Source organism: Psychrobacter sp. GW64-MNA-CIBAN-0177 (genome assembly GCF_040309585.1).
Classification (GTDB): Bacteria; Pseudomonadota; Gammaproteobacteria; order Pseudomonadales; family Moraxellaceae; genus Psychrobacter; species Psychrobacter okhotskensis.
In genome coordinates, this window is record NZ_JBEOOY010000013.1 from 40,001 (window position 1) to 52,202 (window position 12,202).

9 protein-coding genes and 1 pseudogene are annotated in these 12,202 nt (G+C 44.1%); 9 read left to right on the top strand and 1 reads right to left on the bottom strand.

Annotated features, from left to right (window positions below; all coding sequences use genetic code 11):
• Positions 1-280 precede the first annotated feature (280 nt).
• The 8 genes and pseudogenes from prpB to prpF all read left to right on the top strand — a co-directional run bounded on the left by prpB (position 281) and on the right by prpF (position 9,679).
• Complete coding sequence (prpB, locus tag AAEY79_RS09425; protein WP_025652714.1) at positions 281-1,171, top strand: methylisocitrate lyase; 891 nt, start codon at positions 281-283, stop codon at positions 1,169-1,171.
• Between the two features lie 90 nt (positions 1,172-1,261).
• The gene (locus AAEY79_RS09430; protein ID WP_025652713.1) at positions 1,262-1,894 is read left to right on the top strand and encodes a DUF2059 domain-containing protein; all 633 of its coding nucleotides are present in this window, start codon (positions 1,262-1,264) and stop codon (positions 1,892-1,894) included.
• A gap of 87 nt (positions 1,895-1,981) precedes the next feature.
• Positions 1,982-3,121 carry a 2-methylcitrate synthase gene (prpC, locus tag AAEY79_RS09435; RefSeq protein WP_025652712.1) on the top strand — a complete coding sequence of 380 codons (1,140 nt, stop codon included), beginning with the start codon at positions 1,982-1,984 and terminating at the stop codon, positions 3,119-3,121.
• Positions 3,122-3,320: 199 nt separating this feature from the next.
• A complete protein-coding gene (acnD, locus tag AAEY79_RS09440) occupies positions 3,321-5,978 on the top strand; it encodes a Fe/S-dependent 2-methylisocitrate dehydratase AcnD (RefSeq protein WP_350587987.1) in 2,658 nt (885 codons plus the stop codon).
• A gap of 255 nt (positions 5,979-6,233) precedes the next feature.
• The gene (locus tag AAEY79_RS09445; protein ID WP_101211342.1) at positions 6,234-7,634 is read left to right on the top strand and encodes an NAD(P)/FAD-dependent oxidoreductase; all 1,401 of its coding nucleotides are present in this window, start codon (positions 6,234-6,236) and stop codon (positions 7,632-7,634) included.
• A gap of 100 nt (positions 7,635-7,734) precedes the next feature.
• Positions 7,735-7,983, top strand: a pseudogene (locus tag AAEY79_RS09450) (type II toxin-antitoxin system Phd/YefM family antitoxin); the annotation flags it as partial.
• Positions 7,984-8,096: 113 nt separating this feature from the next.
• Positions 8,097-8,357, top strand: coding sequence for a Txe/YoeB family addiction module toxin (locus AAEY79_RS09455; RefSeq protein ID WP_037025847.1), 261 nt, complete (start codon positions 8,097-8,099; stop codon positions 8,355-8,357).
• Positions 8,358-8,437: 80 nt separating this feature from the next.
• Entirely contained in the window at positions 8,438-9,679 is a 1,242-nt protein-coding gene (gene prpF / locus AAEY79_RS09460; RefSeq protein WP_350587986.1) for a 2-methylaconitate cis-trans isomerase PrpF, read from the top strand.
• Here the strand turns inward: prpF and AAEY79_RS09465 are convergent.
• Positions 9,676-10,140: a DMT family transporter gene (locus AAEY79_RS09465; protein ID WP_101211098.1), complete on the bottom strand. Its 465-nt coding sequence runs from the start codon at positions 10,138-10,140 to the stop codon at positions 9,676-9,678. The genes prpF and AAEY79_RS09465 overlap by 4 nt on opposite strands.
• A 123-nt stretch (positions 10,141-10,263) precedes the next feature.
• Here AAEY79_RS09465 and AAEY79_RS09470 point away from each other — a divergent pair, with 123 nt between their 5' ends.
• Positions 10,264-12,117, top strand: a complete 1,854-nt coding sequence (locus tag AAEY79_RS09470; RefSeq protein ID WP_350587985.1) for an ABC transporter ATP-binding protein — start codon at positions 10,264-10,266, stop codon at positions 12,115-12,117.
• Positions 12,118-12,202: the final 85 nt, after the last annotated feature.

Sequence of the window (12,202 nt, forward strand, 5' to 3'; positions counted from 1 at the left end):
TAGGGCTTTTTCGTTGTTATAGTAAAACAAAGTTAATTGTAACTAAATGTAAAACACCTCAGCTGTCCTAATTCAATTTTTGAGGTTTATGAATAATAGTCTTCCTCAACCGCATAAAAATAGATAATGCTATTCATTTAATAAATAGGTTTAATTTAACTAATTTATATATTTATAAAAATTAAACGATTATCGTAAAACACTGCTTTGTGGGCTTGAATAATTGGGTATAATCAAAGGCAACAACGATAAGATTACCCCTCCACGTAAGGACTACGACATGACTTCATCATCCGCTGGTGCCCGCTTCCGCAGTGCCATGAAACAAAAAAATGATAACAATCAACCGCTACAGATCGTAGGTACAATCAATGCTTATACGGCGATGATGGCGACCCAAGTCGGTCACCAAGCACTATATCTGTCTGGCGCGGGCGTGGCAAATGCTTCATTTGGTCTACCTGACCTAGGTATGACGAGCCTTGATAATGTCCTAGAAGATGCGCGCCGTATTACTGACGCTGTAGAAACACCGCTATTGGTCGATATCGATACCGGTTTTGGCGGTGCTTTTAACATCGCACAAACGATTAAAAAGATGGAAAGAGCTGGTGTGGCCGCCGTACATATCGAAGATCAAATCGCCCAAAAGCGTTGTGGTCATCGCCCTAACAAAGAAATCGTCAGTATCTCAGAAATGGTCGATCGCTTGAAGGCGGCGCTTGATGCCAAAACTGATAGCGACTTTGTCATTATGGCACGTACTGATGCACTTTCTGTTGAAGGACTTGATGCCGCTGTAGAGCGCGCTGTTGCCTTCCAAGAAGCAGGCGCAGACATGATTTTTGCTGAAGCCTTAACCGATATCGAAATGTATCGTAAGTTCACAGATGTACTAGATATTCCAGTACTCGCCAACATGACAGAGTTTGGTCAGACCGACCTTTACACCACTGACCAGCTATATGGCGTGGGTGTCGAGATGGTGTTGTACCCACTATCAGCATTCCGTGCGATGAACAAAGCGGCATTAAACGTTTATCAGCATCTATTAACTGATGGCACACAAGAAAAAGTTGTTGATACCATGCAAACCCGCATGGAGCTGTATGATTTCTTAAATTATCATGAGTTTGAGCAGACGCTAGACAAGCTATTTGCTAATAAGTAGTTAAGAGTTAGTTATTGGCAACACTGAAAAGATAGCTCACCTTTGAGTGTGTTATCTTTTCGAAATCCGTCTTCTACTTTTAGGTTATTTATGCCATTTTTTACTGCTAATACTGCTCTTAAAACGTCACTACTGAGTAGCACGCTTGCGGCGCTATTATTCATGACGGGCTGTGATAAAACACCAGAAACCGCCGACGACACCACCAGTGGTGCAAGCACTGCTGAAGTTGATGCTACCGCACCTGCCACTCAAGATGACTTGGTCATGACAACGATTACGCTAGATACTGTCAACAGCCTACTATTCACGCCGATTATTAATAGCGGTGCGCTCAATGACGAACAAGTAAGCTGTCTTGAGTCGCGCGACAAAGACTTGGGCAAGGCTGAAATGGATGCTTTTTATAAGAGCCAGTTTACTGCTGCAGAGTTAAATGAGCTAAACGAATTTTATTCTTCAGATGTGGGCAAAAAGCTAATTGCTTTTGGTAATGAGCAATTGCGGGCTATGAACGGCGAAGAAATCGCCACGCCGATGGCTGACCCTACACCAGAAGAGATGACTAAGATTCAGACGTTTATGGAATCGCCGCTCGGTGTCAAGTATATGAAGATCAACAATGCTGAGGGTGAAGGCAGCGCTATGGAGGTATTAAACGTACCCATTAATGCTGAATTTGAGCGTTGTAATGTCGATTTAGATGCCTCAGAGCCTATGTAGCGCTCAGCTATATAGTGAACTATAAATTAACTGTAATAAACACTCCCTTTCCAACCCAAAAAAGCTACCAACAAAAGGAATTTCATCATGGCAGCACAAAACCCATCAACAAAAGTATTGTCAGGCGCAGGTCTACGCGGTCAAGTCGCAGGTAAAACAGCTTTATCAACTGTTGGTAAATCAGGCTCAGGTTTGACCTATCGCGGTTATGATGTGTCAGAACTGGCAGATAAATGTATTTTTGAAGAAGTGGCTTACTTGCTACTTTATGGCAATTTGCCAACCCAGAGCGAGCTAGAGGCTTATCAAGCCAAACTCAAAAAACTGCGTGGTCTGCCGCAAGCCCTAAAAGACGTACTCGAACGCATTCCAGCTGACGCCCATCCAATGGATGTACTGCGTACTGGTTGCTCTATGCTCGGCAACCTAGAGACGGAAACTGATTTCTCGCAAGAGAACGATCAAACCGATCGTATGCTGGCGACATTCCCATCAATCATCAACTACTGGTATCGCTTTACTCATGACAATGTGCGTATCGAAACCGACACCGATGATGAGACGATTGGTGGTCACTTCTTGCATCTGCTCAAAGGTGAAAAGCCAAACGAGCTACACGAAAAAGTAATGAACGTCTCACTTATCTTGTATGCAGAGCATGAGTTTAACGCTTCGACCTTTACCGCGCGTGTCTGTGCGTCTACTCTATCTGATATCCATTCTTGCATTACCGGCGCGATTGGCTCACTGCGTGGCCCTCTCCATGGCGGCGCGAACGAAGCAGCGATGGATATGATTGAAGGCTTTAGCTCACCTGATGACGCTGAAGAAGAAATGATGGGTATGCTGGCGCGTAAAGACAAAATCATGGGCTTTGGTCATGCGATCTATAGCGAGTCAGATCCACGTAACGTCGTCATTAAAGGTTGGGCTGAGAAGCTAGCCGCTGACGTTGGTGATGAAGTGCTTTATCCTGTTTCAGTTCGCTGTGAAGAAGTCATGTGGCGTGAAAAGAAACTGTTCTGTAACGCCGATTTCTTCCATGCATCTGCCTATCACTTTATGGGTATTCCAACCAAGTTATTCACGCCAATCTTTGTGTGTTCGCGTCTAACCGGCTGGGCAGCACACGTGTTTGAGCAACGTGCCAATAACCGTATCATTCGCCCAAGTGCAGAATATACCGGTGAAGAATTGCGTCCAGTACCAGAGATGAGTGCGCGTTAATTTTTCTTGATATAGATGATTTGCAGGGTGTGTCTTCCTTACGTGTTTTAAAACTATGTATGAATCACACCCTACAAATACTTACCTCTAACGCTTTAAAAGTTTTTTTAGCAAACTCTGCTTTTATCTTGATGATTTTGCTAAAAGAACTATTCTTTTTTAGCCCTCATTCCAACCAGCCAACAGCCAAAGGTGACTTATGGACAACGCCCTCGTACAACCGATGAATGAACCCTTTAAAAAGCCATTACCCGGCACCGACCTGTATTACTTTGACACTCGTGAAGCGATTGAGAGCATTGAAGCTGGCGCTTATGACAAGCTACCGTTCTGCTCAAAAGTATTGTGTGAAAATTTAGTGCGTCGTTGCCCACCTGAGGATTTGACCGCTGCACTTAAGCAACATATCGAAGGTAAGCAAGACCTAGATTTTCCATGGTACCCTGCTCGCGTCGTTTGTCATGACATCCTAGGTCAGACTGCGTTTGTTGATTTGGCAGGTCTCCGTGACGCCATCGCTGAGCAAGGCGGTGACCCTTCAAAAGTGAACCCAATCGTCCCAACGCAGTTGATTGTTGACCATTCACTAGCCGTTGAGCATGCAGGCTTTGAAGAAAACGCTTTTGAGAAAAACCGTGCTATCGAAGAGCGCCGTAATGATGACCGTTTCCACTTTATCAACTGGTGTCAGTATGCCTTTGATAACGTCAACGTCGTACCACCGGGTAACGGCATCATGCATCAGATTAATTTAGAAAAAATGTCGCCAGTCGTCCAAGTCGTACACAATAAAGCCGGTGAACAAGTAGCCTTTGCCGATACTTTGGTCGGTACCGACAGCCATACGCCAATGGTTGATGCGTTGGGTGTTATCTCAATCGGTGTCGGTGGATTAGAGGCCGAAAGTGTCATGCTAGGCAACCCATCGTATATGCGCTTGCCGGATTACGTTGGTGTTAAATTAACCGGAAAATTGCAAAAAGGTATTACTGGTACCGATTTGGTACTGGCTATGACCGAGTTTTTACGTGATGCCGGCGTGGTCTCTACCTATATTGAGTTCTTCGGCGAAGGTGCGCGCGCGCTTACCGTTGGTGATCGTGCGTCTATCTCCAATATGACGCCTGAATATGGCGCGACGGCTGCGATGTTCTATATCGATGAGCAAACCATCGACTATTTACGCCTAACAGGTCGTAGTGAAGCACAAATCAAACTGGTCGAGCAATATGCGAAGCAGACCGGTCTATGGGCAGATGGCATGGAAAATGCCGTTTACGACCGCGTGCTTGAATTTGACTTGTCAGCAGTTGTCCGTAATATGGCAGGCCCTTCACGTCCGCATGCTCGCGTTTCAACCACGGATTTGGTTGCTAAAGGTATTGCTCACGGTGAGGGTGACAAACTCCCTCAACCAGAAGATGGCCTCATGCCAGATGGCGCAGTAATTATCGCTGCCATTACCAGCTGTACCAATACCTCTAACCCTCGCAACATGGTTGCTGCTGGTCTTGTCGCTCGTAATGCTAATGCTAAAGGCCTACTACGCAAACCTTGGGTAAAATCATCATTAGCTCCAGGCTCAAAAACGGTAAAAATGTACCTAGAAGAAGCGGGACTTATGCCTGATCTACAAAAAATCGGCTTTGATGTGGTTGGTTTTGCTTGTACGACTTGTAATGGTATGAGCGGTGCATTAGACCCTGAGATCGAAAAAGAAATCATCGACCGCGACCTATTCAGCACGGCGGTACTTTCTGGTAACCGTAACTTTGACGGTCGTATCCATCCTTATGCTAAGCAAGCCTTCTTAGCGTCACCACCATTGGTTATCGCTTATGCCATCGCGGGTAATATTCGTTTCGATATCGAAAAAGATTCATTAGGTAAGGATCAAAACGGCAACGACGTTTATCTAAAAGACATCTGGTTTGATGACGAAGAAGTCGATGCCATCGTCGCCAAAGCTGTGAAGCCTGAGCAATTCAATGCCGTTTATATTCCGATGTTTGATGAAGCCAAAAAAGATACAGGCAAGGCACTAAGCCCCTTATACGATTGGCGCGAGATGACCACTTATATTCGCCGTCCGCCCTATTGGGAAGGTAAAATGGCCGCGATGAATAAGCTAAAAGGCATGCGTCCATTGGCTGTATTGGGTGACAATATCACCACCGACCATATGTCACCGTCTAATGCCATTATGGGTGACTCGGCCGCTGGCGAGTACCTCGATACCATGGGCTTACCAAGCGAGGACTATAATTCTTATGCAACGCATCGCGGTGACCATTTGACCGCGCAACGTGCGACCTTTGCCAATCCAAAATTATTGAACGAGATGGTACGTGATGAAGCAGGCAATGTTATTCAAGGCTCACTGGCCCGTGTGGAACCACAAGGTCAAATTATGCGCATGTGGGAAGCGATTGAGACCTATATGAACCGTGAGCAGCCGCTCATCATCATCGCAGGTGATGGCTATGGTCAAGGCTCAAGCCGTGACTGGGCGGCAAAAGGTGTGCGTTTAGCTGGCGTGGAAGCCGTCGTCGCTGAAGACTTTGAACGTATCCATCGTCAAAACTTAGTGGGCATGGGCGCGCTACCGTTACAGTTCGAAAAAGGCACAGATCGCCATACCCTAAACATTGATGGTACGGAAACCTTTGATGTAACGGGTGACGTCTCCGCTGGCGGGCTGATGACCCTAGTCATTAATCGTACCGACGGCAGCAAAACTGAAACCCCTATTATCTGTCGTTTAGATACCGCTGATGAAGTCAAAATGTATAACGCCGGCGGTATGCTACAACGCTTTGCCAAAGAGTTTATCGATGGCACGTTAGATATTGCGTAGATGTTTGCCTTTGATTTACATCTTTTAAAACGTTAAGTACAAAAAGAGCTACTTTGAAAGTGGCTCTTTTTTTATTTTCGCTAAATTAATGAACAAAATTCAGCCTTTGTTCTCTTGCTATAGGTTTCAAACCCCGTTGATTTATAATATACTGGTTTGGTTCACAACGTATTGTCCTAATCATTACCTTATTTTATTGACCCCCATCAGCTTCTGTTATTTCACAAATTACTGTAAAGACAAAAAGGAAATATAATGAGCACTCTTATCGTAGACAATGAAATCAAGCTGAATAAAAACAACCAGCCATTGAGCAGTCACCAAGCATCATTATCCTCAAAGCTATCTGCGCAGTTACCTGAAAAATCACCTACAGAAGCAGATAACCGCCGTCATATCGTCTTAATTGGTGCAGGCTTTGCCGGTATTCGTTGTCTTGAGCAATTGGCCAAATATAGCGCTGACCGTATCACCTTAGTTGACCGTAATGACTATCACTTTTTCCCACCGCTGATCTATCAAGTCTCTGCTGGATTTTTAGCGTCATCAGATATCAGTTATCCGCTACGTCGATACATCTCAAATTATGACAATGTCCGCTATCGTCAAGGTACGCTCTTAAGCATCAATCCTAAAGATAAAACCATCACTCTGGACACCGGTGAGATTTCTTACGACCGTTTGATTATTGCAAAGGGTGCAGAGACCAATTATTTTGGCAATCAAGAGTTAGCCATGCATGCGTTGCCAATGAAAACCATAAAAGACGCACTCAGTATCCGCAACCACATGCTGTCACAGTTTAATTATGCGGCTTCATTGCCCGTTGCCGAGCGTGAGCCCTACTTGTCCATCGTCATCGCTGGTGGTGGTCCTAGTGGTGTTGAGCTGGCAGGCGTGATGTCTGAAATTCGTAGATATACCCTTCATAAAGAGTATCCAGAGTTATTAGATAATATCGGCGGTATAACGTTAGTGACGGCCGATCCTGTGTTGCTCGCGCCAATGAGTGAATCATCACAACAGTATACCAAGCTACAAATGGAGAAATTCAGAGTTGATCTGATCTTTAGTGATCCTGTAAAAAGTTACGATGGTCATATGGTTACCCTACAAAGTGGGCAGACTCTGCACACACACAACCTTATCTGGACGGCAGGCGTCACTTGTGATTTTATACAAGGGCTCGATACAGAGGATTATGGTCAAGGTAAGCGCTTACTGGTTGACAGTCATTTGAGTTTGATAAATCATAACGACATATACGCACTTGGCGATATTGCACTGGCCACTCATGATGAAGCGTACCCGAAAGGTCATCCCCAGTTAGGTCAAGTGGCGAGCAGTCAGGGCACCTATCTCGGTAAGTATTTAAGCGGTAAAACTGATAAAGCATTTCATTATAAACATAGCGGTGATATGGCGATGATTGGACGTCTCACTGCGGTTGCTGATATTAACGGATCGCATTTGAAGGGCTTTATTGCGTGGTTTGCTTGGGTTGTCATTCATATCTTGTCGCTTAGCACCGCCAAAAATCGTTTGGCGACGACTTGGAATTGGATGGTTGCTTTTTTTACCGGAAAGCAGTCCTTCCGTATGAGTATTGAGCCACACGAAGATTCGTTTAAACTTAAGAAAGAGTCCAAACTTTAAAATTCGTGATCACAATAGCTTCACCCAATCAGGATGGGTTGAGTTCTACTGATCAATAGCGTAACATGTACAATGTATTGTACATGTATAGGAGTCTCTCATGAGAGTAATCAGTTTTTCAGAAGCGAGAAAGCATTTAAAGTCTGTTTTAGATACGGTAAATGACGATGCCAATGCCACTATCGTGACTCGCCGTGATGCGGATGATGCGGTAGTGATGTCTCTCGATTATTATAATAGCCTAATGGAAACGGTTTATTTATTAAAATCACCTGCCAATGCGGCGCACTTAGCGGACTCTATTGCCCAATATAAAGCTGGCAAGACTGTTACGCGTGAACTAATTGATACAGCAGAAGGCAGTGGTAAAAGTGACGGTAGTAGCGATGACAATGAGCTTACAGATAGTGATATTGAGAATGCTTGATCTCAAAGGCTTTCATAAACGTAAAAGATCTGATCATGAGTGAACAATTAGCATGGACAGATGCTGCGTGGAAGGACTATCTATACTGGCAAACACAAGATAAAAAAACACTCAAGCGCATCAACAAGCTCATTACCGAATGTAAGCGTAATCCGTTTGAAGGCATTGGCAAACCTGAACCTTTAAAAGAAAACTTATCCGGATTTTGGTCAAGACGCATCGATGATGCCAATCGGTTGGTGTACGCCGTTGATGATAACTATTTGACGATTATTTCGTGTCGCTATCATTATTAACGAGCATGTCCATTCGTTCGTGTTTACTTGATGACGCCGCCATACCCAATCTTATAACAATACAAAAAGGACTTCTAGCAATGACCCAACCAACTTCATTTTTCGCCCCGCAAATCTCCGTCCCAGCCACCTACATGCGCGGTGGCACGTCAAAAGGCACTTTCTTTAAACTATCCGACCTACCAGAGCGTTGCCAAGTCGCTGGCAAGTCGCGTGATAACTTTTTATTGCGTGTCATCGGCAGTCCTGACCCTTATGGTAAGCAAATCGACGGCTTAGGCAATGGTAGCTCTAGCACCTCTAAGACCGTTATTTTATCACCATCATCTAGTGACGATCACGATGTCAATTATCTGTTTGGGCAAGTGAATATCGCCAAGCCAATGATTGATTGGGCAGGTAACTGTGGCAATTTAACCGCTGCCGTTGGTGCTTGTGCGATTAACATGGGTTTAGTTGACGCTGATAAAATTGCTAATAGTATTGATGACGATAGTGAGAGTGGCATTTGCGAAGTACGCATTTGGCAAGAGAATATCGGTAAAACCATCATCGCCCATGTGCCTGTTTACATGGACGAACAAGGCAAGGTACAAGTCCAAGAAACCGGCGATTTTGAATTAGATGGTGTGACCTTCCCTGCCGCTGAGGTCAAAATTGAATTTATTGATCCTGTTGACTCATCAAGCGATATGTTCCCCACTGGCAACCTAGTTGATGATTTTGATGTCTCTAGCTGTGGTTTAAATACTGATAGCGTCAAGGCAACTTTTATCAGTGCCGGTATTCCAACTATTTTTATGAAAGCAGAAGATTTTGGGTTTACGGGTACCGAACTGCAAGGTGATATCAACAGTAATAGCGAAACCTTGGCGAAGCTTGAGAAAATCCGTGCCAAAGGTGGCGTGGCGATGGGATTGTTTAAAAACGTCAATGAAGCACAAAGCAGTCAACATATTCCAAAGATTGCTTGGGTTGCTCCTGCGCAAAGCTATACTGCTTCTAGTGGCAAGGCCGTTGATGCTAATGATATTGATTTAGTCGTACGAGCGATGAGTATGGGACAATTGCATCATGCCATGATGGGCACAGCAGCGGTTGCCATAGCAGCAGCAGCGACGACGCGAGGGACTCTAGTTAACCAAGCGGCAGGTGCAGGCGAATTGATGGAAGTGCGCTTTGGTCATCCTTCAGGAACGTTACTCGTAGGCGGAAAAACAGAACAAGTCGATGGTCGCTGGCAAGCCAAAAAAGTATCGATGAGCCGCTCAGCGCGCCGTATCATGGTCGGTGAAGTGTTTGTACCAGCGGATTGTTTTTAACCGTTAACTCTCGTCTCACCATATATCATTAACATCCCGCCTATAGTGACTAAGGCTAAGCCAGCGATTTTATAGATATCTATCGCTTTAACCGCTAAGCCAAACAAGCCCGTTTGGCTTAGAATAAGGGCAAAATACATTTGTCCAAGAAACACCCAAAGCAGTGTATTACCTGCGCCTATCTTTGGCGCAGCGATAAACATGAATAAGATATAAAAGCTGCCCAAAAATCCTGGCAACCACATCCACCACGTCGCGTTTTCAATCATTGGCGGCTTGATACCGCCACTCATCACATACGACAGCACTAAAGAAGCTAATGCACCTCCTAAGTATAAATAAAAGGTAGATTGTATTTGAGAGGCTTGTGTACTTTCTCGAAAAGCATTGACGATGGCCAGTTGCAGCGGAACAATAGCACCACCTAAAAGGCTGATTAAGACGTAAGGAAGTATTTTCAAATGACTGCCCCAAAATGAAATAAAAAATGTCTCTATACAATACTAAATAATACTAAACTTTATTTCAATTATTTAATATAAATAAGATTTAGTGAAATATTAATACCCATGAGTTAAGCGTTTATGCCAACACCTCCGCAATCACGCCATTTGCAATTAGATAAAAAACCGCCACTTAAAAAAACGGAGCGGCGGGCATTATTGTGGGATATTCTCAAAAAGCTTGCTGTCTTTGCCGCGCCTTATAAAATCTTAATCATTGCAACACTGATATTAACGGTACTTGGTTCCTTTACCGCACAGGTCAATGCCTTTGTGCTGCGCTATGCGGTTGATACTTTGACCGAAATTGCTACCCTTGCCGATCCTTGGGACGCGGGTTGGCGAATGCTAGGTATTATTAGTGCGGTGCTATTGACCAAAGAGGTGTTATCGATATTCATCTCGTTTGGTCAGCGCTTTTATGGTGAAAAGATTCGTATCAATCTGTCGCGTGATTTATCACAAAAAATCATTGAGCGTATCTTGACCTATCGCATGGCGTTTTATACCAGTAGCGAAAATGACAGCGGTAAATTACAAACCCGTATCGATTATGGCGTTAGCAGTCTAACCAGCCTAGTGCAAAATTTCTTTATCGATATGCTGCCGCTGTTTGCCAGTGCGATTGTCTCACTCATTATTATGTTTTCGACCAATTTTTGGATCGGCTTGGTCGGTCTTATTATTATCCCGATTTACTTTTTTATTAGCCAAAAACAAGCTCGGCGTCTGCAAGGCTTCCGTCGGCAGATGCGTGGCTATAGAGAAGCCAAAAGTGGTTTGGTTATTTCGCTGATTAACTCTATCAGCGTAGTAAAATCCTTTGTGCGAGAGAAGATAGAAGCTGAGAAGCACTTAACCATTCAAAAAGACATGACTGACAATCAGCTGCGTATTCGTAGTATTGGTTTTATTTATGACGCGATAAAGACTTTTATTGAACAAATAGGCGTGGTGGTGATTATCGTGCTGACGTCCTATTTTGTATTAAAAGGCCAGATGACCATCGGGATGATTTTATTCCATGTCATGCTGTTTCAAAACGTCGCCGCCCCTATCCGTCAATTACATCGTATTTATGATCAAATCAATAATGCCCTGACCTATGCTGAAGGCTTCTTTGAGATATTAGAGGATGACCAGCAAGTCGAAAACATATCAGGAATGAGTACCAAAAATCTAAAAGGTCACATTGAGCTAAAAAACGTTGATTTTACTTATCCTAATGGCACGCAAGCACTAAAAGATATCAGCTTTATTATTAAACCCAATCGCATTACGGCACTGGTGGGCTTAAGCGGCGCTGGCAAGAGCACCATTATCAATCTATTGGTGAAGTTTTACGCGCCAGATGCTGGCACGATATGTTTAGATGGGCATGATTTGGCCGACTGCGATACCCATGAATTGCGTCAAAATATCGGTCTGGTGCTGCAAAGCAATCATATCTTTTCAGGTACGATTAGTGAAAATATTCGCTATGGCGATATGAATGCTACTGATGAAGATATTATCGTCGCCGCAAAGAAAGCCTCGATTCATGAGCAAATCATATCGTTATCAGAGGGCTATGAAAGTACGGCTAAATCATTATCAGGTGGCCAACAGCAGCGTATCGCGCTGGCACGGATGTTCTTAAAAGATCCCCCCATTGTATTTTTGGATGAGCCAACCGCCAGCCTTGATGCGATTGCCAGTCAACAAGTGAAAAAAAGCCTAGATCTCATCAAAAAAGACCGTACGGTGATTATGGTGTCACACAATATCGCCCAAATTATCGATGCGGATGACTTGGTCGTGATAGAAGATGGCCGCGTGGTCGAAACAGGCACTCACGAAGCGCTGTATGAGAAACATGGCAAGTACTTCGAGATATTTAGCGCCATGTCTGATAGTTTAAATTTGGATAAGATCAGTCAAACCTTGAACGGTTAATGCAGAATAAGATTAAAGCGGTATAATACGCGACACTTTTTATCTTCTACTTACTAACCAACAATTTGCCAAAAGCCAGTAAACT